Origin of the sequence: Shimwellia blattae DSM 4481 = NBRC 105725 (genome assembly GCF_000262305.1) — a bacterium.
In the GTDB taxonomy this organism is placed as follows: domain Bacteria; phylum Pseudomonadota; class Gammaproteobacteria; order Enterobacterales; family Enterobacteriaceae; genus Shimwellia; species Shimwellia blattae.
In genome coordinates, this window is record NC_017910.1 from 41003 (window position 1) to 67149 (window position 26147).

Here is a 26147-nt window from a genome sequence, read left to right on the forward strand (position 1 = left end):
ATCATGAAGCAGAGGACACGCTCTCCGGCAATGCCCTGTACGGCCATGATCCTGGTGTTGTATTGCAGTGCGGTAGTGGCGGGTGAAAAACGGCCTGACCAGGGGACGGTATATCAGTTTAACGATGGTTTTATTGTCGGCAGCCGTGAAAAAGTGGACCTGTCGCGCTTTTCGTCCAGCGCCATCTCGGAAGGGGACTATTCCGTAGATGTGTATACCAACGGGGAGTGGAAAGGGCGCCGGGATCTGCATATCACCCGGGATGAACACGGTGAACTCGGGGTGTGCTACACCCGGGAAATGCTGGCCCAGTTTGGTATCGCCAGTGAGAAGCTGAACCGGGAACTGAGCCAGCAGAGCGGCTTTTGCGGGCGGCTGAGCGCGTGGCGCAAGGATCCGATGGTGAAAGATACCCTGATCCAGTCTGCTCTGCGCCTTGAGATTAGCGTGCCACAAATCTATGAAGATCAGCTGTATAAGCACTATATCAGCCCCGCCTACTGGGACCGGGGCATCGCGGCGCTGAATCTGGGCTGGAATGCCAACGTCTGGAATAACCATACGTCTTCGGCCGGGGGAAGCGACAATAACAGCGCGTATCTGGGGATCAACGGCGGCCTGAGCTGGGACGGCTGGCTGCTTAAGCATATCGGCAATATGAACTGGCAGGAAAAGCAGGGCGGCGCCCACTGGAAAAGTAACCAGACCTACCTCCAGCGGCCCATTCCGCAAATTAACGCCATTGCCAGCGGCGGGCAGATTTTTACCAGCGGCGAGTTTTTTGACACCATCGGCCTGCGCGGGGCAAGCCTTGCCACGGACGACAACATGTTCCCGGATGGGATCCGCAGCTACGCCCCGGAAATTCGCGGGGTCGCCAACAGTAACGCCCTGGTCACCGTGCGCCAGGGAAGCAATATTATTTACCAGACCACCGTACCGCCCGGCCCCTTCACCCTGACCGATGTCTACCCTTCCGGTTACGGCAGTGATCTGGAGGTCTCCGTAAAAGAGGCCGATGGCTCCACCCAGGTCTTTAGTGTGCCTTATGCTTCTGTGGCCCAGCTTTTGCGCCCGGGGATGACGCGCTATGCGCTCTCGGCCGGGAAAGTGGACAGCAATAACCTGCGTAATAAGCCGGTGCTCTGGCAGGGTACCTGGCAGCACGGCCTGAACAATATGTTCACCCTGTATACGGGCACCACCGGGTTTAACGACTATCAGGCTTTTTTGCTCGGCACCGGGATGAATACCGGTATCGGGGCACTCTCTTTTGATATTACCCAGTCACAGCTGAAGCTGGACAGCGGCACAAAGCGCGGCCAGAGCTACCGGGCCACCTTTAACCGCATGTTTGCCGAAACGGAAACCAGCATTGTGCTGGCGGCGTATCGCTACTCAACGGAAAACTACTACAACCTGAGCGATGCCCTGTACGCGGTGGATCAGGAAAAACACCGCGACCGGAATTACAGCCTGTGGCGTGAGCGCAACGGGTTCAGCTTTACCGTAAACCAGAACCTGCCGGAGGGCTGGGGTGGCGTGTATCTCAGCGGCCGGATCTCTGACTACTGGGAGCGCAGCGGCACCGAGAAACAGTACCAGCTCAGCTACAACAATATGTACGGGCGGCTCTCCTGGACCCTGGGGGTGCAGCGGGTCTACACCCCGGACAGCAGCGGTAACCGGCGCGATGACCGGGTGTCGCTTAACCTCAGCTACCCGCTGTGGATTGGCGAAGGCCGCACGGCGAATCTCACCTCGAACACCGTCTGGAACGACAGCCACTTTGCCAGTGCGCAGGTGGGGGTAAACGGCTCCCTGGACAGCGACAGCAACCTGAATTACGGGGTTTCGACCACCACGACCCGGGGCGGCAACCACGATGTGGCGCTCAACGGGAGCTACCGCTCCCCGTGGACCACCATGACCGGCAGCTACAGCCAGGGTGAAGGCTACCGCCAGAGCGGTATCGGGGCCAGCGGCACCGTTATTGCCCACCGGCACGGGGTGGCCTTCTCGCCGGAAACCGGCACCACCATGGCGCTGGTTGAGGCCAAAGACGCCGCCGGGGCCACGCTGCCCGGCTCCCCGGGCACCCGGGTAGACCGCGACGGCTACGCGATTTTGCCCTACCTGCGCCCCTACCGGATCAATGCAGTGGAGATCGATCCGAAAGGCTCTGAGAGCGATGTGGCCTTCGAGAATACGGTGGCCCAGGTCGTGCCCTGGGAAGGGAGCGTGGTGAAAGTGACATTCGGCACCCGGGTACAAAACAGCGTACTGGTGCATGCCCTGCAGGCGGGCGGTCAGCCGCTGCCTTTTGGGGCGACCATTACCGATGCCAGCGGCAACGAGATTGGCGTGGTGGGCCAGGGCAGCATGATGTTTATTAACGAGGCCACCGCCCCCCGGGCGATTGTGAAATGGAGCAGCGGCCAGTGCACGGTGCAGCTTGATCCGGCAAAAAGTAAGGAGAAGGTATGTCGTTAATCCGTATGGTCCGCTGGGGGATAGTGCTGTGTGCCCTGTGGGGAAGTGCCGCGTGGGCCAGCTGCTGGCAGGCCCACAGCCCCTATGAGATCGATATGTCGATGGGGCGGGTGGTGGTGAGCCCGGATCTGCCGGTGGGCGGTGTTATTGCCACCCGGACCTGGACGATGCCGTCGAATAATACGGTCTATGTCTCATGCTCTGAGTCGGCGTCCCGCACTTTCAAGGCAGACGTGGTAGCCCCCGGGATGATGCTGGGGGGAAGTAATATCTACGCCACCGATATTCCCGGTATCGGGCTGCGGTTTTCCCGTAAAGGGCAGATAAGCATTGTGTACCCCGGCACCTATACCACCACCGGTAGCCGTTTTATTCTGGCGGGGTCCACATTTACCCTGGAGATTGTTAAAACCGCCGAGGTGACCGGCAGCGGCACACTCGCCAGCGGGCCCTACACCGAATATGGCCTGCCGGGGATAGTAATGCTGAAAACCAGCCTGACGGCGGACGCCATCACCATTGTTTCCCCCTCCTGTAGCGTGCTGAGCGGTAAAAATATGAATGTGGATATTGGCACCATTAAGCGCAGCGATCTCAAAGGGGTGGGCACCTGGGCCGGTAACACACCGTTCAACATACAGCTGCGGTGCAGCGGCGGGGTGAGCATCAGCGGATACGCCAATATCAACACCACGTTTTCCGGCAACCTGGCAACGGGGACCACCTCCCGCCAGGGGGTACTGATCAATGAAAAAACCGGCAGTTCAGCGGCAAAAGGGATCGGCGTGCAGGTGCTGCAAAACGATACCCCGCTGGAATTTAATAAAAAATATAATATCGGGAGGCTGGCCAGCGATACGACACAGCTGTACTCCCTGCCTTACCGCGCCCGGTTTTACCAGTATCTTGCCGATACCAGCAGCGGCGAGGTGGAGTCGCATATGGTGTTTAATCTTACCTATGATTAATTCAGGAGCACGCCATGTGGCCAGCCAGAGCAGGAAAAATAACGCGTAATATCATTATGCTGGGGATTGCGGGCTACGGCATTTTCAGCGCCCCGGCACAGGGATTCACGACCAATTACGAGAAGGGCCGGGTGGGGTTTTTAGGCCAGGTGACCGATGTCTCCTGCACCGTCACGGTAGGGGTGCAGCAGGAGATTGTCGGTAATGTCCGGTCGGCACGGGCTGCCGGCTCGCAGGCCGGGAGCCAGAGCGTGACCCACCCGCTGCGGGGGCCGAAGGCGGCCTCGGGCGAGGTCTGGCTGGCGCCGGTAAGCCTGGCGGAGGTGTACAGCCACCCGCCGGGTGCCTTTCTGAAGCCCCAGCCCTTTACGCTGCAGCTTTCCCGCTGCCGGCTGGATAACGGGCCACGCAGTGGCGGGCCGGATAATATCCGGGTGCGCTGGGTCGGTGGGTATATGGTTAACCCGGTCAATAATGAAAATGCCGGGTATCTGGCCAACACCCTGCCGGACGGGGCGCGCAATATCTACCTGGCGTTAGCGGTGAATGACAATAACACCCTGGATAAAAACAATAAAATTGTTCCGGGCCTGGCCGGGCAAAACCAGGTACAGATGCAGGAGCTGGCCAGCCAGGGGGGAATATTCACCTATTATGTTGGCTATATCACCCAGACGCCGCGCCAGGTGACCAGCGGGCCGATTATTACCCGGGCCGTATGGGAGCTGGTTTATTACTGAGGAATAGTACGGTGAAGTGCCAGTGCGCTGGCACTGATTATCAGACAGAGGCGATTAACTCATCCATGCTCAGCGCAGGCCAGTAGTGCCCCTGCAGGGCATACCAGTCCATTCCCGCCAGCCAGTCTATTTGCGCCTGGTTTTCCACCCCTTCGATAATTACGTGATGCTGATTGTTATGTAAAAAACTCAGTAATGAGCGCATATAGTGCTGGCCGAAGGCGTTATCTTCCAGAAACCAGAAGGCGTCTTTATTGATTTTGATATAGCCGAAATGGTGGCGGCGAATCACATCAATACCCGCATAGCCAGAGCCGTAGTCATCAAGCCAGAATACCGGGCTGCGCTGTTGCGCTATGGCGGAAAAAAAATCAGACAGCAGGCGCTGGCTATGTTCGTTAATTTCAAAGTGCACACAGGGTATCCGGTGGATACGTTCAATAAATTGCGCATCGTGAAACAGGTCGAGGATGTCATCATCCACATTCAGGGTAACGGTGATGTGGTGGCGGGCAAACCATGACTGACGGGACTCAATGAGTGCAAGCTGGTCGAGGAATATAGCGGTACGTAAAGCGGGGGTGGCGCTGTGGAAGAATTCCTCGGGGGTGAGGATTTCGTTGTTAAAGCGCGAGAGGCATTCAACGGCAACCAGTTTCCCATGTTGCGAAAACATGCGCTCAAAAACGTAATGGATATCTGTTTTCCATGGTTGTGATACGGTGCTAATGTCCATTATTCCTCTTTGATTATCAGCACAGTTGTTGCGTACAGCCTGCCCATAAAAATATTCCTACAAAAACTGTGGTTATAAGAAGCATGGCAATAATACTGGCGACGAAAGGGTACGCCGGATATTTTACACATGAAGTTAATTTCTGGCGACGCGATTCTTTTATATGGCATGGTGAAATTTTATGGTAACAGAAGGAGTTAACAATCGCGGGCATGCTGCCATTACCCCGGGAATAGGACAAAGACACAGCGGTCGGGCAGGCAGCATGGTAATGGTATTTTGTTGTTTTATTTTCTGAACTGCTGGCGTTAGTGTGTTTTCTTGCGTTTATTCTCCATCAGTAATTCGGTCACGAGTTTATCAATACGGTTACGCTCTGATGGGCTGCGAAACTGAAACTGGCAGGATATTTTATAACAGGTGTCTGGCTGGCCTGTTTCTTTTATCGTGTTGATTTTGCTGACATTCCTTACCGCGAGATCAATGATCAGCTCGCCATAGTCATCAAGGCTGAAGATAGCCTGCTTTAACAGCACATTATTGTGGGTGAGTTCAGTATGCTGGATTTCAGACAGCAGCGCGCAGCCGCCGGGGGATATATCCAGAATGCTGAAGGCATAGTTTTTACCGTTTTTATAGCGACCATGGCAGGAAAAAGGAGTGTCTCCTGGCAGCATCAGCCGCTTGTCTGTCCGACGCTGAAGAATTTGAATCTCCCCGGGGAGCATAAAGCGCTGCTGGCCCTCTTCTGACGGCAGAGAGGTTGTGGTGAATTCCACTTTCCCGGATTCTACATGTAAAACAAATAAATAGTTTTTACCGGCGGTGACCGGTGGATTCATATTTATGGAAAAGAAACCGGCGCCAAGATTACTTATTTTTGTTGTTATGCTGGACCCGGAAATAACTATCTCAATATCTGTTCTGCGCCTGAACTCCTCACGAAAAATAGCAATAATTTCATATCGGTTACGCTCTGTGACTCCCGAATTCATCAGCATCCCTCTGTTATGTTTTTCTTCTGTATGTATTTAATGCCACTGGTTTTCTGCGAACACAGTAATTGATTCAATTGCTCTTTTTTGCAGCGCTCATATGTTTATAACTATCAGTATTTGTTTATTGATATGGCATAACATTGTAAAGGGTGGTTTTTTGTTAAAATAACACATTGTTTTTATCGCGTTGAATATTAAAAACCCTACTCCCGGTATAGTTATTGGTTGCCAGAAGTGGAAGGAATCGTGCTATTTTTTTGATATCACTGTGAATTAACCGGCTGTTAATCGTTTGTGCAGACTCACCATGCCGGTTTAATTTCCGGCGCTGTAACAGAAAATAAGCCCGCTAATAGTCAGTGGTGTTATTTTGGCTGGCGCTATTTACCTGGTAATAGTGTGGATATATTGCGGCCAGCCGGTTACCGCGCCGTATTGCGGTTGTTTTCTGGCGGACAGAGCTGCTCTGCGGGAAAGTCGGGAATATCTGCGGCTGTCAGGTATGCGTTTTTCATCAGCAGCGAGGCATTAATGCGATCGGAGAAACCCGCCACCGGGCGTAACTGATGCGCAGTCGCCTGGGCGCGGGAAATGATGCCCACAGCGTTCCGGCTCAGGAGTAAAGACAGGGTGACTTGTTCACTGCCAGAGGGGATTTCCCCGGGGCGTTGTGCCGGGCTGGGGTAAAAGCCGGATAAAAAACGGCGATAGCTGGCGGCATAAGCACATGCCTGCTGCGGGCAAATCAGGCTTTCAGCCACACCAGACCAGGCACTGCTGCTGGCCGCCACCACGGAGATATACAGATCAGGCAGTATGATCCGGTGGTACTGCTGCGGGAAACTCTCACCCAGCACAATGGCGATGTCGGCCTCCCCTGATTTCATCTTTGCCAGATTTTCCGGCGTTTCAGAGGCGCTGAATACCAGCGCGTGCCCCGCCAGTTTGTGGGTCAGGTATTCAATAATCCGCTGGTTTGTCGCCACGGAAAACGTGTTATTAAGCGCAATATGTATTTGTGGTGACTGCTGTATTTGTAACTGACGGGCCTGATGCTCCAGCTGGTTTGCGCTTTGCACCACCTGCCGGATATACGGTAATAGCTGCTGCCCCTGCTCTGTGAGGGTGACACCTTTATGGTGGCGGTGAAAAAGCGGTACGCCAAACCAGATTTCTGCTTTTTTCAGCTGCGCTGCCAGGGCCTGAAGGCTGAGGTGCGACTCCCGGGCGGCCACGGTCAGCGAACCGGCGCTGGCGGTTTTTAGCAAATTATTTAATACCGTAATATCCATCACCCCTCCGCAGTAGCTCTACTGGTTATATCAGCGCGTTGCCCGCGATTCAATCAGCAGGATGTGGCCTGAAAAAAAACGTTCAGCGTGCTGAAAAATCATTGCATATGCGGCCGGGAAGTTTATTGCCAGACTGGGTAACAACGCAGGGTATCTCTGTATATCAGCAACCGGTACACCAGGAGGCACAATGTCTGTCAGTGAACAATATGCATATTATCAACATAAACTGGCCTGGGAGATGGACGCCTGGGATCTCTTTACCGCCCGGCAGGCGGGGGAAAATATCGTGGTGGTAGACGGGCGTAATGCCCGGGCTTTTCAGCAGGAGCATATACCCGGCGCCATTAATTTACCGCACCGCCAGCTGAGTGCCGGGACAACCCGCCACCTGGCAACGGATGCCCTGTATGTCTGCTACTGCGACGGTATTGGTTGTAATGGCTCCACGCATACCGCGCTGAAACTGCTGGCGCTGGGGTTTTGCGTAAAAGAGCTGACGGGTGGGCTGGTGTGGTGGAAGCAGGAAGGCTATGCCACAAACGGGGATGCCGGGCAGAGCGGGCAGGAGATGCAGTGCGGGTGTCGGTAAGAGGTGAAGACCCCGCCGGGCGGCGGGGTCTGCTGAGTGTTATCAGTTCTGGGTGCTGGTTTCATTCGGGTGCGTGATGCGGTATTCCGTATCGCGCCCGGCAACAAAGCCGTAGAAAATGTAGCCAAACAGCGTGATTATCGAACCGCCATATACTGCTTCATCACCGCAGGCGTAAACACCATAGATGCTGTATACCACCGCACAGGTGCCCAGGAAGGAGGCGATAACATACTGGTGCTGGGTCACGTGGTTTTTACGCAGCATCACCTGCAGGCCAGTCATCGACAGGACATACGGCACCATGTTAATAAACACCGCGAGGTTCAGCAGCATATTGAACTGGTTGAGCAGGTTCGGGGAGATGGTCATACATGCCAGCAGCAGCTCCAGTACCAGCATGATCAGCATCCCGGCGATGGGGGCGTCGTCGCGGCTCACTTTACCAAAAATTTTCGGGAACAGACCGGTATCCGCAGCGGCTTTTGAAACCTGCGCGTTAGTGAACTGCCAGCCCAGCAGGGAACCAATACAGGCGATAACCGCCAGTGCTGTCACTACCTGGCCTACGATCGGGGTGAACATCATAGAGAACACCAGGCCAAACGGCGCATCGGACGTGGCCAGCTGTGCGTTAGGCACAATACCCTGAATTACTGACGTTGACGCGATATACACGATAGCGGCAAACGCTGTACCAAACAGACAAGCCAGGGGAACGTTTTTCTCCGGGTTTTCTACGGCATCAGAGTTCGCACCGGCAGACTCAATCCCCAGGAAGGCCCACAGCGTTAAAGAAATACCGGAAGAGACAGAGCCGCCCAGGGACATGCCGTGCGGGTTCCAGGCTTCGGCGAAGAGCTCCGGTTTGAACCAGAACCAGCCAATCACAGAAAGACCGGCAACCGGAATAATGATCCCCCATACGGTGATGCCGGAGATTTTCCCGGTGAAGCTGGCCCCTTTAAAGTTGGCAACCATGGTGACCACCAGAATGCCGACTACCGTAAAGAAGGTATGCATCGGTGAGGTTTTGATCCACGGGAAGAACGGCGCCATATAGCCGGTTGCGGATACCGCGATAGCCACACAGCTGATGACCAGGCAGACATAATAGGTATAAGAGGCAATAAAGAAGGAGGATTTACCGTGTGCCTCTTCTGAGTAGGCGGACATCCCACCGGCGCGTTTACAGAAGGCGCCGCACTTGGCAAAGGTAAACGCAATACACATGGCCCCGAGGGCGGTTACGATCCATGACAAAATAGAGATAGTACCAATTTGGGCCAGACTGGCCGGGAGCATAATTATCCCCGACCCCATCATATTGACCGCAACCAAAATGGTGAGCCCCACGACCCCCATTTTTTTAGATTCTGTAGCCATTCATATTCTCCTGACCAAATAATTTCGTAATGGAAATTAGTTTTCAGCAGGCAATTTTAATTCAGATATTAAATATAAATATTCAACGTCAGAATTAAAATTAGAAGCAAACTCCTGCCGGGTAAATATTTTCTTTTTCAGAATATTTATTCTGAAAGATGATTTAAGAACGCTCGAGGTTTGGCAGGATAATATTCCCGGTGAGAGGGTGTGTCAATTAACAATATGTGGTTTATATTTTTTTTAAAGATTTTTTGATTGTCTGTGCCTGTGCCCGGATTTTGTGTGTTAATGCCGCTTTTTGCCACTTGTTTAAGTTAATCGTGCCGCTAAGGGAATAAAAATACCCTGGGTTTTATTATATAGGGTAAATATTCAGTGTTCTGATATTATTATTTCCACAGGGTGAAAATCGTGTTTTTTCTCTGGAAATATGCACCTCTATGATTTATTGTCTTTCCCCGACAATGTTTAATGACTATTAGCCACGTGGCGATACGGCTATTTAATTATTTATAAATAGTGAATAGTTAAATATATCCGCTATTTTTATATTAATTTCGCCATTGTGTTACTGGTAAATCAGCTATTTCGAGAATCCTATGTGTGATAAAGAATATCTGGTCGTAGGCGGCTCTGTCGCTAAAAATACGCCCCTTGAAGAGTGTGTTGATCAAATCGTAACAACGCTGACCAACAAAGGTGAGCATATCCGTTTTGCGCCAACCTATGAGCAGGCCACCGGGTATGTGAGTTCAACCGCTGCCGTTGACTGCGTCATGGCCGAATGGGCACCGCATAAGAAAGACGACATTCTGGTTTTCCTGAAGCAATTCCGTATCCGCCACGCCAAGGCCCCGGTATTTTTGCTGGTGAAATCCCACGAAGATAACAAAGCCATTGTGCCGGAAATAATGAGCCAGATTACGGAAACCTTCCTGATCCTGGATGACACCACAGACTTTATTGTCGGGCGCCTGCAGGCGGCCGTAGCGCGTTATGAAAAAGCCATTATGCCGCCGCTGATGGCCGCCATGATGAAATACGCGAAGGAAAAAGAATACTCCTGGTCTGCACCTGGTCACCAGGGGGGGATCGGTTTTTGTAAAACGCCGGTAGGCCGTAAATTCTTCGATTTCTACGGTGAAAATATTTTCCGCACCGATATGGGGATTGAACGTGCCAGCCTCGGGTCTATGCTTGACCACACAGGTGCCTTTGGCGAAAGTGAAAAATATATTGCCGATGTTTTTGGTGCCGACCGCTCCTACTCTCTGGTGGTGGGGACCTCTGGCTCTAACCGTACTATTATGCAGGCGTGCTGTACTGATAAAGACATCGCCATTGTTGACCGTAACAGCCATAAATCCATTGAACAGGGTCTGATGCTGACCGGTATTACCCCGGTATATCTGACACCTACCCGCAACGCTTACGGTATTATCGGCCCGATCCCGAAAAAACAGATGGCTGCCCAGTATATTAATGCGGCCATTAAAAACAGCCCGTTTGCCAGCAAAGCAGCCAATCAGCGCCCGGTATACAGCGTTATTACCAACTGTACCTACGATGGTCTGATTTATAATGGCGACACCATCCAGGCACTGCTTGGCGAGTCCACAGACCGCATTCACTATGATGAGGCGTGGTTTGGCTACTCCCGCTTTAACCCGATTTATAAAGGCTTCCACGCCATGCGCGGGGAGAAAGCGTCCCACAGCAAAGATCAGCCGACCATTTTTGCGACCCACTCCACCCATAAACTGCTCAATGCGCTGTCTCAGGCCTCTTACATTCATATCCGCGAAGGGCGCGGTAATGTGAAACCGGCCCAGTTCAACCAGGCGTATATGATGCACGCAACCACCTCTCCGCTGTATTCCATTGCGGCGTCAAATGACGTGGCGGCCGCGATGATGGACGGCGAACAGGGGCTGAACCTGACCACGGAAGTGATTCAGGAAGCGGTCGAATTCCGCCAGGAAGTGGCCCGCGCTTACCACGCGGCTGAGAAAAATGGCGACTGGTTCTTCAAACCCTGGAACGCGGAAGTGGTCCGCTGCCCGAAAACCGGCGAGCAGTATGACTTTGCCGATGCGCCGCTCGAACTGCTGACCCGCGAACAGTCCTGCTGGCGGCTGCAGCCGGGCGACAGCTGGCACGGATTTGATAACCTGGACGAAGACTGGGTGATGCTGGATCCGGTAAAAGTCAGCCTGCTGGCCCCGGGTCTGAACGACGACGGCTCCCTGCAGGAGAAAGGCGTGCCTGCCGCACTGGTTACGGCTTACCTGTCCAGCATTGGGATTGTGCCGACCCGCACCACCGATTTCCAGATTATGTTCCTGTTCTCCATGGGGGTTACTAAAGGGAAATGGGTCACCCTGATGAACAGCCTGCTGGCGTTTAAACGTCATTATGACAACAACGACCTGCTGTCTGAGGTGATGCCAGCCCTGGTTGAGGCGGCACCGGAACTGTACCGCGGTATGCGCATGCAGGAGCTGGGCAACCGGATGATAGACTTCCTGCGCCAGTACAAACCGAGTGAGCAGCTGAACAAAGCCTACTCAACCCTGCCGGCTATCGATATGCTGCCGCGCGCGGCCAATATTGAGCTGGTGAATGATAACGTGGAAATGGTCTCTATTGAGAACCTGGCAGGCCGCACGGCCGCGAACTCCGTGATCCCTTACCCGCCGGGAATTCCGATGCTGATGTCCGGTGAAAACTTTGGTGACCACACCAGCCCGCAGATTGCTTACCTGAAAGCGCTGCAGGAGTGGGACCGTCAGTTCCCGGGTTTTGAGCATGAAACCGAAGGTACTGAAAAAGAAGATGGCGTTTATCATGTAATGTGCATCAAACGCTAATGTGAGGTTATGCAACAGGGCCGTGTTATTATGGCCCTGTTGCTTATTTATTTCACTGGAAATGGAGGGTTATTCGCTATATATTCACTGCTGGTAGATAACTATTCCAGTTTTTGCATTTCTTTCCTGCGCTTCTCATTAATTTTTCTGATTCTGTCATCATATATTCTAATAATTCATGCGCACTTAGTGATCAGTGGTTATTATTCAGGCAAAACGTGGACATAAAATTTTACGTTTTAGCAGAGACTGAAATTTTAGTGATGCCTAAAACTTGATCAGCATCAAGGTATTTTTCATTTGTATTATGATTCCAATAATGATTTCAGTTGTAGAAGTTTATCGAGGAATTAATATCTTGCTTAATAATTATCATCCCACATAATGGCGCCATCTGTGAATTCTGAGTGAGGATATTATATGGGTGACAAAAGAACGCTGGATGAAGTATTTAAACAAATGCTTCGTGAAGAGAATATGAGTTCTCAGGCTGATATTGTTGACTATCTTAAACACAAAGGATTCGAACATATAAACCAGTCCAAAATTTCCCGAATGCTGGCAGCGGCTGGTGCGGTTCGTTCGCGCAATGCGAAAATGGAAATGGTGTACTGTTTACCTTCCGAACTTGGTGTCCCGACCAGTAATACGCCGCTGCGTAAATCTATTGTGGATATTGTGGCGAATGACTCCATGGTGGTGACCCGCACAGTGCCTGGCGCGGCTCCGCTTATTGCCCGCCTGCTGGACTCCTGCGGTAAGCCTGAAGGTATCCTCGGCACGATTGCCGGTGACGATACTATTTTTATTGTTCCGGTAATGGGGTTCCCGATTCAGGACTTGCGTGAAACTGTCGCCGGTATTCTTAACGGCAAATAATAACAGTCAGTGCTCTCATATATTGCTGGATATTATTAGACTGATGCCAGACGGTAACATAACAGAGAAATGGTGCTACATCATTTTGCCAGAATGTAATCAGCGGTAATATTTTTTGCAGAGATAAACCTGTTTTGTGTGACCTGTAATATTTCCTGACGGGGAAAAGCCATATATTAGCGCCTCGTCAGGCAGCGGAAAAAAAGCCCGGAAATCATAATGAAATCCGGGCTGCGTTGTTTTATTAGCGGGAAGGTATCAGAGGGTGGGCTCTTTATGGGTTTCCACTACACCGCGTTCGGCATTGCGCACGGTATCTTTCGCCCCCAGTTTACGCCCCCAGAAGATAAGGATCGTCAGGCTGATGATAAACGTGGCCGTGAGTTTAATGGATTCCGCACCGGACAGGGCCACAAAGCAGAACAGGCAGCCCATCAGGGAGGCAAGCAGGCTCAGCACGTGTTTCAGGCGCGCCCCTTCCAGGCGAATTAACGCCACGCAGGAGTAAAAATAGGGCAGCATGGTCAGCAGCACGGCAATACCGATTAAATCACCGAAGATATCCGCAGAGCGCGAACCGCTGGAGGCCATAAAGGTCATGGCGGCCATCAGCAGGCTCATCTTAATTGCCGACAGGATAATCCCTTTACGGGGCACACCGTGGCTGTCTGTTTCGCCGTAGATTTTCGGGAAGTTACCGTCCTGCGCCGCGCGCACCCCGGCCTGGCCGACCATCATCATCCAGGAGCCCAGCGCCGCAAGGCAGGCGAACGCGGTAAAGGCCGACACCACCGGCGCCGCCCAGTTACCGACCATCATCGCCGCGCTGCTGGCAAACGGCGCGCCGGTAACGGCCATCACGCTTGCCGGGAACATGCCGCTCATTACCTGGGTTGCCAGGATATAGACAATCCCGGCAAACGCCGTACCCAGCAGGGTCGCCAGCGGTACGGTCCGTTTCGGGTTTTTCACCAGCCCGGAACTGACCGAGGCGGACTCCACCCCAACGAAGGCCCACAGGCAGATCAGAATACTGGTCATGATAACGTGGCCGTCGGCCTGCCCGGAGGTGTTCCAGTTTGCCTGATACAGGGCCGGGTCGAACCAGTACCAGCCGAAGATAGCGGTGCCAAAGACCGGGATCAGTACCAGCACCAGCCCGACGGTGGTCAGCCGGCTGACCCAGTTCCCCCCCAGCATATTCACAAACGCCATGATCCAGATGATCACGATGCTGGCGATCCCGGCAGGGATCGGGTGGTTGAGCGCCGGGAAGAAGACCGATAAATAGGCCACGCCCGCCAGGCAGTCTGCCAGGTTGCCTATCCAGTTGGCGTGGTAATAAAGTACCGCCGTCTGAAAGCCGAAAGCGGGCCCCAGGCGACCGGCATAGGCAATAGGCCCGCCCACTTGCGGGTCACGGGTTGCCAGCCGTGCGAAAACATAGGCCAGAGACAGGGCCCCGATCAGGGCGATGATCCAGCCAAAAAGTGCGATGGAGCCAATTTGGGCGAGGTTGGCGGGTAGCAGCGCAATCCCGCTGCCCATCATGTTCCCGGCGACGATCCCCGTACAGGCAATAAGCCCAATTTGCTTTGATGAAGCCATATATATCCCGTTGTACTGATTTGGTTTGTGCTGCCATCCCTGCCGGCAATGATGTGGCGCGATGCCAAAATCCTGGCGCCAATTATATGACAAATAGACCGTGGCTTCTCATCACCCGGTTTTTTACGGGTGATATTTTGTTAAACGGCACGTCACCTGCCTGACCTGGCGAATAGATATTCGCCGGGCTGCAGTTGCTTAAGTCTAGCTGTGGAATCCGAAGCCGGTAGCGCCTGGGTCAGGAAAATCACTACCGGAAATGGGGAGGGGAGCCTGGCGGGATCAGGCGATTTTCTTATCAGCTTTGCTGGCGATAAATCTGGCGACGGGAACGATGCGGCTGAGCTCTTCCTGCGCGCGGGGATCGTTTTCTACCTCCCACAGATCGACAGCGGCCTGAAGGTTAAGCCAGAAATCAACGGAGGTATCGAAGGCTTTGGCAAGGCGAAATGCCATGTCAGTCGTGAGTTTGCGGTTGTTATTAACCAGTGCACTTACGCTATTACGATGCACATGTAACATTTGTGCAAGTTCGTTGATTTTAAGGTCCAGTGGCTCCAGGTATTCATACAGCAGGATGTCACCTACAGTAGTTGGTTTTCTGGTTGCCTGTTTCATTCGTATTCCTTGCGGTTTTGCGTTTCGGAGGTCGCCAGCGTTAACTGGCGCTTTTATTCAGTATTTATGCGGATCCAGGTAGAGGTCTTCTGCTTTTCCGTTCACCCACTTAAATATCAGGCGATACTGCTGGTTAATACGAATTGACGAATAACCTTCCAGTTTGCCGTTTAGCTCTTCATATCTGTTGCCTGGAGGCGATCTTAAATCCAGATATGTCACGGCAGCATTGATGATGTCGAGCTTACGAGCGAGCGTCGTATGAATACAGTAATGCACTCACGCACAGTGCTCAAGTGCATTGCTATCGCATACTGTTCACCGGTGGACCATGCCCGTCCGGTAATTGCCTGCTATTTCTGGGCCTGTACCGGCGGTGGGTTAAGTTGTAATTCTTCTCTGGTCAGCCAGGTTTTACCGCCGTTGCGGCTGTAGGGGGTGTTCGGGTCGTAGAACAGGTTGCCCCGGCTGTCCCGGGCATCGGGGTCGGTGACGTTGGCGGCGTAAATATAGCGCGGCGTGGTGGTAATGGTCTGGTAGCGGCTGCCATATGCCCCGGGCAGGTAGCCTGCGCCGGTTAAGTCACCTGCTCTGACGGATTTATCCGGGTAGTAGTCAGCGCCTACCGAGATCAGCACCTTATTACCGGGGGAAGATTCCGGCAGCCAGGCTTTTAATTGCACAAACGTCCCCAGAATACGCGGAGAGGCGCAATCGGCCGCAATACAGACAATATCCGTGCCGCCGTGGATTGGGTGCATTTCGGCATCCAGCTGATAAATATTCGCCGTGTCGTCAGTGCTTAAATTCGGTGTGTCGGCAATATAATCAACGAGGTTAAAATCATAATTTGCCGCCCAGGAAGGGCGCGTTGTCACGCGGATTTGTTTCCACTGCGCTTTGGCAATATCCCGGGGGGCGGCCGGGTCGGAAAATAGCGCCCATAGCGCAACATCGCTCACGGCGATGCGGGTGCCATTCAGGGTGGCGGTACTGGTGGCCGCCGGGTAGGCCACAAACCAGAACGCGATGGCTTTCCAGTCACCGGAGACATATTTCTGTGCTGCCGGATTGGCGCTGTTAATAATGGCGTTGCGCCAGTAGTCCGGTGCTGCATCACCAGACGGGATCCCCTGGATAACATTACCGTGCAGGGTCCATGACGCGACAGACGGTGCTTTGTAGAGCACGGCATCATTCATTTGCGTCATCGACTGATATATTTGTTCGACAAGAGCAGCATCCATAAACGCCTCTGTGGCCTGATTAATATGTTAACAAGAACAGGGTATGGCTGATGGCGATAATCTGCCAACACCCTTACTACTGATATATACTCTGAATAATTCGAGTTGCAGGAAGGCGGCAAGACCGTGAGTCCTCAGGAGCATAGTTGGCTATGTGACTGAGGTGAGCGGGCGCAGGCAACGCACCTGCAGCTTGAAGTATGCCGAGTATAGTCAGAAATGCGGCGAACGTCAGAGGTTTAGGGTAAAAATAACCCTGGAAAAGATCGATATTATTTTCGTTACGACGTACTGAAACCCTCGCGGTGGGCGCCAGCCCGCTCACCGTGGTGCGGGGGTTAATAGCCAGCAGCTTATATTTTCATTATTTGCAGCAGGTATTCCCCTGCCGCACAGGTAATTATTCTGCCTGCGGGGGAATAGTGGCAAAAAAATCCCGCAGTATGGTGTATATCTGGCGCACCACCGGTGAAAACTGGCTGCGATGGGGGCAGATAAAATTCAGCGGCGCCTTTTCGCCCCGGAGATCCGCCAGGAGCGGCACCAGGCGTCCGCTGGCGATCTCCTCCTGCACATCCAGCCAGGATTTATAAGCAATACCGTATCCGGCCAGGGCCCATCGGCGGGAGACGTCTGCATCATTGCTGACATAGCGGCCATGAACAATAATGGTTTGCTGGCCCGCCGCGCCGCTAAAAGACCAGGCGTTGTGGATATGTTCATTTCTGAACCACAGAATGCACTCCCTACCGGCCAGATCTGCGGGGCTTTTGAGGGCCCCTTCCCGGGCAAGATACTCCGGAGAGGCAACCAGCACCCGCCGGTTATGCGGAGCAAGCGGTAGCGCCACATAGCTGCTGTTTTTCAGCTCCCCGTAACGGACGGCAATATCAATCGGATCCCGGTAAATATTGCTGACCTCGTCAGAGAATAGGAGCCGTACCGATACGCCGGGGTTTTCCCGGCAAAATTCAGAAATCAGCGGGAATCTTACGCCCTGCTCAGGGTTAAGATTAATGCAGCCCCTGTCAGCACCCGGTAATACTGTTTCCCGGCGGGTTGCCGGGTGATGTCCGGGAGGGCTCAGGGCCCCTTCCGGAAATTATTCACTGATGGCAATTGTACAATAAATTCTATATTTTCTTCTGCTGAATATTCCCCCGCAAAAATAGCCTTTTGCCGATTTTTCCTATATTTACCAGTACGTTATCTTTCCCGTCTGTAAAATTATTCGCCACTGAAGAAGGCCGGAATGTACAGCCAGGCTGTATATTGATCTGAAATAAATTTTACGCACTATACTGTTATTGTTTCTTTTCGTTATGGCAGGAATCGATTCAGCAAGGTCATTATTTATGGCATTGATTATTTTTTGAGATCGATCCCGGTTTTAACTTATTTCATATCACAAAATAACGGTTCTTTTTGAAAGCATGGTGAGTGTTTATGAATTTGTCATTCCGTAAAACGGCTATTACAACCACTATTTCGGCGATTATTGCCTCTGGTTTTATGACCACCGCAGTGCAGGCGGATGATGTCAAACTGAAAGCAACAAAAACCAACGTGGCGTTCGCTGATTTCACGCCAACTGAATACAGCACCAAAGGGAAACCGAATATTATTATCCTGACGATGGATGATTTAGGTTATGGACAATTACCCTTTGATAAGCGTTCTTTTGACCCTAAAACCATGGAAAATCGCGAAGTTGTCGATACCTATAAAATAGGTATTGATAAGGCGATTGAGGCGGCAAAAAACTCAACGCCGACCTTACTCTCCCTGATGGATGAAGGGGTCCGGTTTACTAACGGCTATGTGGCGCACGGCGTGTCCGGCCCTTCCCGGGCGGCTATTTTCACCGGCCGCTCCCCGGCGCGGTTTGGGGTTTACTCTAATACGGATGCGCAGAACGGTATTCCGTTAGAGGAAACTTACCTTCCGGAATTATTCAAAAATCACGGTTATTACACGGCCGCTATTGGTAAATGGCATCAGGCGAAAATCAGTAATGTTCCGGTGCCGGAAGATAAACAGACCCGGGATTATCACGACAACTTTATTACCTACGCGGCTGAAGAGTGGCAACCCCAGAACCGGGGCTTCAATTATTTTATGGGCTACCATGCTGCCGGTACTGCCTATTACAACTCGCCTTCATTATTCCGCAACCGGGAGCATATTCCGGCTAAAGGCTATATCAGCGACCAGCTGACAGACGAAGCGCTGGGGGTTATCGACAGAGCTAAAACCCTGGACCAGCCATTTATGCTCTACCTGGCTTACAGCGCCCCGCACCTGCCAAATGATCAGCCCGCGCCTGATCAGTATCAGAGCAAATTTAATACCGGCAGCCAGACGGCAAATAACTTTTATGCCTCGGTCTACTCTGTTGACCAGGGGGTAAAACGGGTACTGGAAAAACTCAAAGAGACCGGCCAGTACGACAACACCATTATTCTGTTCACCTCTGATAACGGCGCGGTGATTGACGGCCCTCTGCCGCTTAATGGCGCCCAGAAAGGCTATAAGAGCCAGACGTACCCCGGCGGCACCCATACCCCGATGTTTATGTGGTGGCACGGTAAACTGCAGGCCGGAAATTACAGCCAGTTGATCTCGGCGATGGACTTCTTCCCCACGGCGCTGGATGCCGCGAAGATCAGTATCCCCGGCAACCTGAAGCTGGACGGCACGTCACTGCTGCCTTATGTCACGCAGAAGAAAAAAGGCACGCCGCACCAGTACCTGACCTGGGTGACCTCTTATTCCCACTGGTTTGATGAGAAAAATATTCCGTTCTGGAACGGATACCACAAATATGTGCGCAGCGAATCTGACGATTACCCCCATAACCCGAATACGGAAGATCTGAGCCAGTTCTCATACACGGTGCGCAGTAACGACTATTCACTGGTCTATACCGTCGAGGGTAAGCAGCTGGGGCTGTATAAACTGGATGATCTGCAACAGAAAAATAACCTGGCGGCACAGCATCCGGACATTGTAAAAACCATGGCGGGCCAGGTGAAAACATTCCTCAGTGGCAGTAAGCCGCCTCTGAGCCAGATTAACCAGGAGAAATTTACCAACATCAAAAACGCCATTGAGGCGGAACAGTAACCGGTAACCCGTAGCCGGATGGCGGGCCAGGCCCGCCATCTTATTTTTTAGAGAGAATTATGCATATTACTGCCAAACCCACCAGCTACCAGTGCAACCTCCAGTGTGATTATTGCTTTTACCTTGATAAAGAGGCCCAGTTTACGCACTCGCCGCATATGGACGCGCACACGCTGGAAGCGTTTATCAGGAATTATATCGATTCAGCCGGGCCGGAGGTCTATTTTACCTGGCAGGGCGGGGAGCCGACCCTGGCGGGGCTGGATTTTTACCGTAACGTCATCGCATTGCAGCAGAAATTTGCCGGTAATAAAAAGATCCATAACGCAATGCAGACCAACGGGATTTTACTCAATGATGAGTGGTGCCGTTTTTTGCGACAGCACAATTTCCTGATGGGTATTTCCATTGATGGCCCGGAAGAGTTGCATAACCGTTACCGGGTGACCCGCTCAGGGAAAGGCACTTTTGAGAAAGTGATGGCAGCAATTGAACTGCTGAAAAAGCATCAGGTAGAGTTCAATACACTGACGGTGATTAATAATTATAATGTTCACTACCCGCTAAAAGTGTACGAATTTTTAAAAAGCATCGGCAGCCGCCATATGCAGTTTATTGAACTGCTGGAGACCAGTGAGCCCAATGTCTATTTTGATAACCCGGCAGACACTTTCCGGCTGATTGATTTTTCGGTGCCGGCGAAAGATTATGGCCATTTTATGGCGACGATTTTTAAGGCGTGGGTGAAGACGGACGTTGGCCATATTTTTGTCCGCCAGTTTGAGAGCACCATCAGCCAGGTGCTGGGCCACGGCCACACCAGCTGTATATTCCAGCAGGCGTGCCACAATAATTTTGTTGTGGAGTCCAACGGCGACGTTTACGAGTGCGATCATTTTGTCTGGCCGGAATATAAAATTGGTAATGTGGCCTCTGATCCGCTGTCCCGGCTGGACAGCACCCGCCTGACGGCGCAAAAGCAGGTGTTGTCCCGGGAGTGCCAGCAATGTATCTATAAACCGCTGTGCCATGGCGGCTGCCCGAAACACCGGATCAATAAAGGCACTGGGGCGAATATTTCCTATTTTTGCCAGGGGTATCAGGTGATGTTTGCCACCATGGTGCCTTATCTCAATGCGTTTGTTGAGCTGGCGAAACACCGTATCCCGCTGGATAACATTATGAAAATTCAGGGCAGCATTACGCCGCCGTCCTGAGGGTTATGAGCACATGTCATTAAAGGGCCCGCGCGGGCACTGGCGCATGATCAGGTGAAGTTGCGCTTCTTCCAGGGTGTACATCCCCCCGTGGAAGGGATCAACAATGAGCCAGCCCGGTACACCGAGGAAAACCAGATTACCCAGGGTGTACCAGTGGCTGAGGCGGTACGCCAGCGGCCTGCGCACCGAGTAGTAACCCTCGTGCCTGAGTATCAGCGTATAGCTGCGCTTACCAAAATAGCTGCCGTCGGCTTTTTTCAGGCTCACCGCCTGCGGCGTTCTGCCCGTTGCGGCAAGCTGGCCTTTGTCATCCACAATCGCGAAGAACGCGTTTGTGGGGTCGCTGTCGATATAAACGGTTTCTTCACTGCTGCCAACCAGCGTGGCGCAGCCGCTTAGTAACAACGGCAGTAACAGCAAAAAGGCTAATTTTCTCATCCAGGCGCTCCCCCTTGTATAGCGGTTAAAGGCGGCACAAGGGACCGGGAACTTAAGTGCCGGGCAGCATTTACCGGAAAATGTGAATAAATTGTCATAATATTGTAACAAGCCGCAAATTGCGGCCTGATTTATGACACTGATAGCCGGATAAATGAGGATAACCATGGGTCTGAAACCGATAGTAAAAGGCATGGTGCTTGCGGGTATTTTTTCGTCTTTCCCGCTGACAGCCTGGGCGGACGTTACACCAAAAGCCGCGACGGATGCCACAAAGCAGGCTAACGATGCGCTTTATAAACAACTGCCTTTCTCCGATAACACCGATTTTACCAATGCCCACAAAGGATTTATTGCCCCGCTGCCGACGGATGTTATTAAGGGCGAGCAGGGCAATGTTATCTGGGATCCTCAGCAATATGCGTTTATTAAAGAGGGAGAGAAAGCCCCGGATACGGTAAACCCGAGCCTGTGGCGCCAGTCTCAGTTGATTAATATTAGCGGCCTGTTTGAAGTTACGGATGGGGTTTACCAGATTCGTAACCTTGACCTCTCTAATATGACCATCATCGAGGGTAAAGAAGGTGTTACCGTCGTTGATCCACTGGTTTCTGCAGAAACCGCAAAAGTGGGCATGGAGCTCTATTATAAAAACCGCGGTAAAAAGCCGGTGGTGGCGGTTATCTACACCCACAGCCACGTAGACCACTATGGTGGCGTGCGCGGTGTGGTTAGTGAGGATGATGTTAAAGCCGGTAAGGTGAAGATCTATGCGCCTGCGGGCTTTATGGAAGCGGCGGTGGCGGAAAATATTATGGCCGGTAACGTGATGAGCCGCCGGGCCAGCTATATGTACGGTAACCTGCTCAGGCCAGACGCGACAGGCCAGGTCGGCGCCGGGCTGGGCACCACAACCTCTGCCGGAACCGTTACCCTGATTGCGCCTACTAATATCATCGAAAAAGACGGCCAGAAAGAGGTGATTGATGGCCTGACCTATGACTTTATGCTGGCTCCGGGCTCGGAAGCGCCTTCGGAGATGCTGTGGTATATCGAAGAGAAAAAACTGATTGAATCCGCAGAGGATGTTACCCATACCCTGCATAACACCTATTCCCTGCGCGGGGCGAAGATCCGCGAGCCCCTGCCGTGGTCAAAATATATTAATGAAGCGATTGTGCGCTGGGGTGATAAAGCCGAGGTTATCATGGCCCAGCACCACTGGCCGACCTGGGGCAATGAGAATGTGGTGAACCTGCTGAAGAGCCAGCGGGATCTGTACCGGTATATCAATGACCAGACCCTGCGGATGGCTAACGAAGGGCTGACCCGTGATGAGATCGCGGCGAAATTTAAACTGCCGGATAGCCTGGCGCACACCTGGGCCAACCGGGGCTACTATGGCTCTGTCAGCCACGATGTGAAAGCGACCTACGTGCTGTATCTTGGCTGGTTTGATGGTAACCCGGCCACCCTGGACGAGCTGCCGCCGGAAGAGTCTGCGAAGAAATTTGTCGATTATATGGGCGGTGCCGACGCCATCATGAAGAAGGCGAAAGAAGACTACGCCCAGGGGAATTACCGCTGGGTGGCGCAGGTGGTCAGTAAGATTGTGTTTGCCGATCCGAAAAACCAGGCGGCCCGCAATCTGGAGGCCGATGCTCTGGAGCAACTGGGGTATCAGGCAGAATCGGGCCCGTGGCGTAACTTTTACCTGACCGGGGCGCAGGAGCTGCGCAATGGCGTGGTGAAAGGGCCAACCCCGAACACCGCCAGCCCGGATACGGTAAAAGCCATGACACCGGAAATGTTCTTTGACTATCTCGCGGTGCATATTAACGGCGAAAAAGCCGGTAAGGCGAAGTCGGTCTTTAATATTGACCTTGGTAACGACGGCGGCAAATACAAGCTGGAGCTGGAAAACGGCGTGCTGAACCACACAGCCAATGCAGAAGCCAAAAATGCAGATACCACCATTACGCTCAATCGCGATACGCTGAATAAAATTATCCTCAAAGAAGAGACCCTGAAACAGGCTGAGGATAAAGGCGATGTGAAGCTGAGCGGTGATCGCGCGAAACTGGAAGAGATGCTGGGCTATATGGATAAGTTCGATTTCTGGTTCAATATCGTCACCCCTTAAGATCTATACCCCTGCAGTGCTTCTGCAGGGGTCATTTTACTGCGCGGTTTTCTCCGCCAGAATCCCCGCCTGCCCCTGTAGCCTGATATTAGCCCGGAGATTATCGCATCGCTCGTGGCCCTGGCATGTACATTCCTGCTTTCCTTTATTATCTAAGCGCAAAGAGACGTATTATGGAAAACATTCAAAAACTTATTGCTCAATATCCGTTAGTGGAAGATCTGGTCGCACTCAAAGAGACGACCTGGTTTAACCCGGGTACGACCTCTTGTGCGGAAGGCTTACCGTATGTCGGCCTGACGGCGCAGGACGTGCAGGATGCCAGTGATCGCCTGGCGCGTTTTGCGCCCTATCTGGCAAAAGCCTTTGTGGAAACGGCCCCGGCGGGCGGGATTATTGAATCTGAAGTGGTGCCCATTGGGGCTATGCAGCGGCGTCTGGAACAGGAGTACGGCCAGACAATCAGCGGCGACATGTTGCTTAAGAAAGACAGCCATCTGCCGATTTCCGGCTCCATTAAAGCGCGGGGCGGTATCTATGAAGTGCTGACCCACGCAGAAAAGCTGGCGCTGGAGGCGGGCCTGCTGTCAACGGATGATGACTACAGCGTGCTGCTCTCGCCTGAGTGTAAAGCGTTCTTCAGCCAGTACAGTATTGCGGTGGGCTCAACCGGTAACCTGGGGTTGTCCATCGGCATTATGAGTGCCTGCATTGGTTTTAACGTGACGGTGCATATGTCTGCCGATGCCCGCGCCTGGAAAAAAGCCAAACTGCGCAGCCACGGTGTTACGGTGGTGGAATACGCAGAGGATTACGGGGTGGCGGTGGAGCAGGGGCGTAAGGCTGCCGAGTCCGATCCGAACTGCTTTTTTATCGACGATGAAAACTCCCGCACCCTGTTTCTGGGCTATGCGGTTGCCGGCCAGCGGCTGAAAGCGCAGTTTGCCCGGCAGGGGCGGGTGGTGGATGCCAGCCACCCGCTGTGTGTTTACCTGCCCTGTGGTGTTGGTGGCGGCCCTGGCGGCGTGGCGTTTGGCCTGAAGCTGGCATTCGGGGATAACGTGCACTGCTTCTTTGCCGAGCCGACCCATTCACCGTGCATGCTGCTGGGCATTTATACCGGCCTGCATGATGCTCTGGCGGTGCAGGATATCGGTATCGATAACCGGACCGCGGCGGATGGCCTGGCCGTTGGCCGTGCTTCCGGGTTTGTCGGGCGGGCTATGGAGCGGCTGCTGGATGGCCTGTACACCCTCGATGATCAGACCATGTACGACATGCTGGGCTGGCTGGCGGAGGAAGAGAAGATTCTGCTGGAGCCCTCGGCGCTGGCGGGGATGGCGGGGCCACAGCGTATTTGTGCCTCGGCGGCCTGGCAGCAGATGCACGGGATAAGTGATGTGGCGCTCAGTAATGCCACTCACCTGGTCTGGGCTACGGGTGGCGGTATGGTGCCGCAGGAAGAGATGGCGCAGTATCTGGCAAAAGGGCGGGCACACCGTCGCAGTGCGTGATTATCTGATGCGATTTTAACGGGTAAGTACACAATCCCCGTAAGCTGCGAAGCGTGTTGCTTATGGGGATTGGGGGAGCCGGGGCCCGGAAAATGGCTGCCACCGCAACTTTTTGATACCAGGGCCGGTGACAGATCGGTGTTGTAGCGTTCTTTGAATGCGGCAGTGATTTCACAGGGGTCATGCCTGTGGCGCTCAGAACTCTTTTTTGTGCTTTTTTCCCCATTGCAGCAATGTGTTGAGATCCTTCTCACCTTCAGCTTCTTTTAAGCGCCGTTGTTGCTCCGCATACTGGCGGTATTCCGCCTGGGCTTTTTCATCGGCCATTTTCTTGCTGACGTTGCCCGCACCTTGCAGAACTTCGCGGTCGTTAAATTGCAGAAACTGATCCAGTTTATCCTGCCAGTCACTTAAAAAAACTTGCTGACGACGACGAGCCTGATCTTCGGCAAAATCCAGCCACATGTTCACTACACGGTTGAGTTCGCTGACTTCATCCTGGTTAAGGTAGTTTTTTGCCACAGTCACGTCGCCTTTACGTACCTCTTCGCCTTTATAGCTGGTTAGACCCATATGTGGTTGGCTGGAATTGGCACGTTGGTGGATGAGTTCAGCTGCCGTATGGCCGGTACAGGCAAAATGCAGTTTGTTCTGGATAGTTTGGAAAAACTGCGTGGTCTCTTTCAATGATGGCTGATAGTCAGCGGCCAACGCAAAGATCTCTCTGACTCGTAAATAAACCCGTCGTTCGCTGGCGCGAATATCGCGGATGCGCTCCAGCATCTGATCAAAATAGTCAGGTACGGCCGATGTCCCAACGGGTGGATTTTTCAGCCGCTCATCGTCCATCACAAAACCTTTTATCAGATACTCCTGGAGTGTCTGAGTGGCCCACTGACGGAACTGCGTGCCGCGTGGCGAGCGGACACGATAACCAATAGCGAGTATGACGGGGAGACTGTAGTGAAGCATATGGCGGCTTACCTGACGATGACCTTCCTGCTGAACTTGTAAGTAAGACTTACAGGTTGCGTTTTGTTCAAGTTCGCCTTCTTCGTAGATTGCTTTAATGTGTTGTGTGATGGCCTGGGGGGTAATCTGGTAGAGGTTTGCGATGGTTGCCTGGGGTAACCAGAGTGTTTCTTGCTCAAAGCGGCATTCAACATGTACCTCACCGTCATCACTGGCAAACATAATAAACTCGCCTGTCGGAGAATGAGATAAATCTTTGTCAGCCATGTTGTCTCCGCTTTTATGTGAGCTGTTGTGTGTAACC

The 26147-nt window shown here is 52.8% G+C and carries 20 protein-coding genes and 1 pseudogene; 10 read left to right on the forward strand and 11 right to left on the reverse strand.

Annotation, left to right across the window (positions count from 1 at the left end):
• The first annotated feature begins 3 nt into the window (after positions 1-3).
• The 3 genes from EBL_RS00180 to EBL_RS00190 are packed head-to-tail and all read left to right on the forward strand — an operon-like array spanning position 4 to position 4201.
• A complete protein-coding gene (locus tag EBL_RS00180) occupies positions 4-2493 on the forward strand; it encodes a fimbria/pilus outer membrane usher protein (RefSeq protein WP_014715705.1) in 2490 nt (829 codons plus the stop codon).
• A complete protein-coding gene (locus EBL_RS00185) occupies positions 2484-3461 on the forward strand; it encodes a fimbrial protein (RefSeq protein WP_002440792.1) in 978 nt (325 codons plus the stop codon). The genes EBL_RS00180 and EBL_RS00185 overlap by 10 nt, the downstream gene beginning before the upstream one ends.
• 56 nt (positions 3462-3517) lie before the next feature.
• The gene (locus EBL_RS00190) at positions 3518-4201 is read left to right on the forward strand and encodes a fimbrial protein (protein WP_174270551.1); all 684 of its coding nucleotides are present in this window, start codon (positions 3518-3520) and stop codon (positions 4199-4201) included.
• Between the two features lie 40 nt (positions 4202-4241).
• Here the strand turns inward: EBL_RS00190 and EBL_RS00195 are convergent, their stop codons facing one another.
• From EBL_RS00195 to EBL_RS00205, 3 genes are all read right to left on the reverse strand, one after another.
• Positions 4242-4937, reverse strand: coding sequence for an EAL domain-containing protein (locus EBL_RS00195; protein ID WP_002440790.1), 696 nt, complete (start codon positions 4935-4937; stop codon positions 4242-4244).
• Between the two features lie 308 nt (positions 4938-5245).
• The gene (locus EBL_RS00200; protein WP_002440789.1) at positions 5246-5938 is read right to left on the reverse strand and encodes a flagellar brake protein; all 693 of its coding nucleotides are present in this window, start codon (positions 5936-5938) and stop codon (positions 5246-5248) included.
• Positions 5939-6357: 419 nt separating this feature from the next.
• Entirely contained in the window at positions 6358-7227 is an 870-nt protein-coding gene (locus tag EBL_RS00205; RefSeq protein ID WP_002440788.1) for a LysR family transcriptional regulator, read from the reverse strand.
• 190 nt (positions 7228-7417) lie between these two features.
• Between EBL_RS00205 and EBL_RS00210 the strand changes: the two genes are divergently transcribed.
• The gene (locus EBL_RS00210) at positions 7418-7819 is read left to right on the forward strand and encodes a rhodanese-like domain-containing protein (protein ID WP_002440787.1); all 402 of its coding nucleotides are present in this window, start codon (positions 7418-7420) and stop codon (positions 7817-7819) included.
• Between the two features lie 42 nt (positions 7820-7861).
• Here EBL_RS00210 and potE read toward each other — a convergent pair whose 3' ends face one another.
• The gene (potE, locus tag EBL_RS00215; protein ID WP_002440786.1) at positions 7862-9205 is read right to left on the reverse strand and encodes a putrescine-ornithine antiporter; all 1344 of its coding nucleotides are present in this window, start codon (positions 9203-9205) and stop codon (positions 7862-7864) included.
• 602 nt (positions 9206-9807) lie between these two features.
• Here potE and adiA point away from each other — a divergent pair.
• On the forward strand, positions 9808-12078 hold the full coding sequence (adiA, locus tag EBL_RS00220; protein ID WP_002440785.1) for an arginine decarboxylase: 2271 nt from the start codon (positions 9808-9810) through the stop codon (positions 12076-12078).
• A 420-nt stretch (positions 12079-12498) separates the two neighbouring features.
• Positions 12499-12957, forward strand: coding sequence for a transcriptional regulator ArgR (argR, locus tag EBL_RS00225; RefSeq protein WP_002440783.1), 459 nt, complete (start codon positions 12499-12501; stop codon positions 12955-12957).
• Positions 12958-13215: 258 nt separating this feature from the next.
• On the opposite strand, the gene cadB is transcribed toward argR, so the two are convergent.
• From cadB to EBL_RS00245, 5 genes and pseudogenes are all read right to left on the reverse strand, one after another.
• Positions 13216-14565: a cadaverine/lysine antiporter gene (gene cadB / locus EBL_RS00230; protein WP_002440782.1), complete on the reverse strand. Its 1350-nt coding sequence runs from the start codon at positions 14563-14565 to the stop codon at positions 13216-13218.
• Between the two features lie 282 nt (positions 14566-14847).
• Positions 14848-15183 carry a HigA family addiction module antitoxin gene (locus EBL_RS00235; protein WP_002440781.1) on the reverse strand — a complete coding sequence of 112 codons (336 nt, stop codon included), beginning with the start codon at positions 15181-15183 and terminating at the stop codon, positions 14848-14850.
• Positions 15184-15240: 57 nt separating this feature from the next.
• Positions 15241-15450 (reverse strand): annotated as a pseudogene (locus EBL_RS19515) (type II toxin-antitoxin system RelE/ParE family toxin); the annotation flags it as partial.
• Between the two features lie 86 nt (positions 15451-15536).
• Positions 15537-16430: a hypothetical protein gene (locus tag EBL_RS00240; protein ID WP_002440779.1), complete on the reverse strand. Its 894-nt coding sequence runs from the start codon at positions 16428-16430 to the stop codon at positions 15537-15539.
• A 400-nt stretch (positions 16431-16830) separates the two neighbouring features.
• Entirely contained in the window at positions 16831-17517 is a 687-nt protein-coding gene (locus EBL_RS00245) for a substrate binding domain-containing protein (RefSeq protein WP_331852413.1), read from the reverse strand.
• A 359-nt stretch (positions 17518-17876) separates the two neighbouring features.
• Between EBL_RS00245 and EBL_RS00250 the strand changes: the two genes are divergently transcribed.
• Both EBL_RS00250 and EBL_RS00255 read left to right on the forward strand, forming a co-directional pair.
• A complete protein-coding gene (locus EBL_RS00250) occupies positions 17877-19556 on the forward strand; it encodes a sulfatase-like hydrolase/transferase (RefSeq protein WP_014715709.1) in 1680 nt (559 codons plus the stop codon).
• A gap of 59 nt (positions 19557-19615) precedes the next feature.
• Positions 19616-20773 carry an anaerobic sulfatase maturase gene (locus EBL_RS00255; RefSeq protein WP_002440776.1) on the forward strand — a complete coding sequence of 386 codons (1158 nt, stop codon included), beginning with the start codon at positions 19616-19618 and terminating at the stop codon, positions 20771-20773.
• Positions 20774-20776: 3 nt separating this feature from the next.
• Here the strand turns inward: EBL_RS00255 and EBL_RS00260 are convergent, their stop codons facing one another.
• On the reverse strand, positions 20777-21214 hold the full coding sequence (locus EBL_RS00260; protein ID WP_002440775.1) for a hypothetical protein: 438 nt from the start codon (positions 21212-21214) through the stop codon (positions 20777-20779).
• A 166-nt stretch (positions 21215-21380) separates the two neighbouring features.
• Between EBL_RS00260 and EBL_RS00265 the strand changes: the two genes are divergently transcribed.
• Together EBL_RS00265 and dsdA are read left to right on the forward strand one after the other, a co-directional pair.
• Complete coding sequence (locus EBL_RS00265; RefSeq protein ID WP_002440773.1) at positions 21381-23357, forward strand: alkyl/aryl-sulfatase; 1977 nt, start codon at positions 21381-21383, stop codon at positions 23355-23357.
• A gap of 173 nt (positions 23358-23530) precedes the next feature.
• Entirely contained in the window at positions 23531-24871 is a 1341-nt protein-coding gene (gene dsdA / locus EBL_RS00270) for a D-serine ammonia-lyase (protein ID WP_002440772.1), read from the forward strand.
• A gap of 195 nt (positions 24872-25066) precedes the next feature.
• Here the strand turns inward: dsdA and EBL_RS00275 are convergent, their stop codons facing one another.
• On the reverse strand, positions 25067-26110 hold the full coding sequence (locus EBL_RS00275; protein ID WP_002440770.1) for a virulence RhuM family protein: 1044 nt from the start codon (positions 26108-26110) through the stop codon (positions 25067-25069).
• Positions 26111-26147 lie beyond the last annotated feature (37 nt).

What these genes read in the sequence shown, in the direction of transcription:
- EBL_RS00200 (WP_002440789.1), bottom strand. Translation starts at nt 5,938, where the DNA reads ATGCTGATGAATTCGGGAGTCACAGAGCGTAACCGATATGAAATTATT.
- cadB (WP_002440782.1), bottom strand. Translation starts at nt 14,565, where the DNA reads ATGGCTTCATCAAAGCAAATTGGGCTTATTGCCTGTACGGGGATCGTC.
- EBL_RS00235 (WP_002440781.1), bottom strand. Translation starts at nt 15,183, where the DNA reads ATGAAACAGGCAACCAGAAAACCAACTACTGTAGGTGACATCCTGCTG.
- EBL_RS00180 (WP_014715705.1), top strand. Translation starts at nt 4, where the DNA reads ATGAAGCAGAGGACACGCTCTCCGGCAATGCCCTGTACGGCCATGATC.
- EBL_RS00275 (WP_002440770.1), bottom strand. Translation starts at nt 26,110, where the DNA reads ATGGCTGACAAAGATTTATCTCATTCTCCGACAGGCGAGTTTATTATG.
- EBL_RS00260 (WP_002440775.1), bottom strand. Translation starts at nt 21,214, where the DNA reads ATGAGAAAATTAGCCTTTTTGCTGTTACTGCCGTTGTTACTAAGCGGC.
- EBL_RS00255 (WP_002440776.1), top strand. Translation starts at nt 19,616, where the DNA reads ATGCATATTACTGCCAAACCCACCAGCTACCAGTGCAACCTCCAGTGT.
- EBL_RS00250 (WP_014715709.1), top strand. Translation starts at nt 17,877, where the DNA reads ATGAATTTGTCATTCCGTAAAACGGCTATTACAACCACTATTTCGGCG.
- EBL_RS00240 (WP_002440779.1), bottom strand. Translation starts at nt 16,430, where the DNA reads ATGGATGCTGCTCTTGTCGAACAAATATATCAGTCGATGACGCAAATG.
- adiA (WP_002440785.1), top strand. Translation starts at nt 9,808, where the DNA reads ATGTGTGATAAAGAATATCTGGTCGTAGGCGGCTCTGTCGCTAAAAAT.
- EBL_RS00210 (WP_002440787.1), top strand. Translation starts at nt 7,418, where the DNA reads ATGTCTGTCAGTGAACAATATGCATATTATCAACATAAACTGGCCTGG.
- argR (WP_002440783.1), top strand. Translation starts at nt 12,499, where the DNA reads ATGGGTGACAAAAGAACGCTGGATGAAGTATTTAAACAAATGCTTCGT.
- potE (WP_002440786.1), bottom strand. Translation starts at nt 9,205, where the DNA reads ATGGCTACAGAATCTAAAAAAATGGGGGTCGTGGGGCTCACCATTTTG.
- dsdA (WP_002440772.1), top strand. Translation starts at nt 23,531, where the DNA reads ATGGAAAACATTCAAAAACTTATTGCTCAATATCCGTTAGTGGAAGAT.
- EBL_RS00195 (WP_002440790.1), bottom strand. Translation starts at nt 4,937, where the DNA reads ATGGACATTAGCACCGTATCACAACCATGGAAAACAGATATCCATTAC.
- EBL_RS00190 (WP_174270551.1), top strand. Translation starts at nt 3,518, where the DNA reads ATGCTGGGGATTGCGGGCTACGGCATTTTCAGCGCCCCGGCACAGGGA.
- EBL_RS00185 (WP_002440792.1), top strand. Translation starts at nt 2,484, where the DNA reads ATGTCGTTAATCCGTATGGTCCGCTGGGGGATAGTGCTGTGTGCCCTG.
- EBL_RS00205 (WP_002440788.1), bottom strand. Translation starts at nt 7,227, where the DNA reads ATGGATATTACGGTATTAAATAATTTGCTAAAAACCGCCAGCGCCGGT.
- EBL_RS00265 (WP_002440773.1), top strand. Translation starts at nt 21,381, where the DNA reads ATGGGTCTGAAACCGATAGTAAAAGGCATGGTGCTTGCGGGTATTTTT.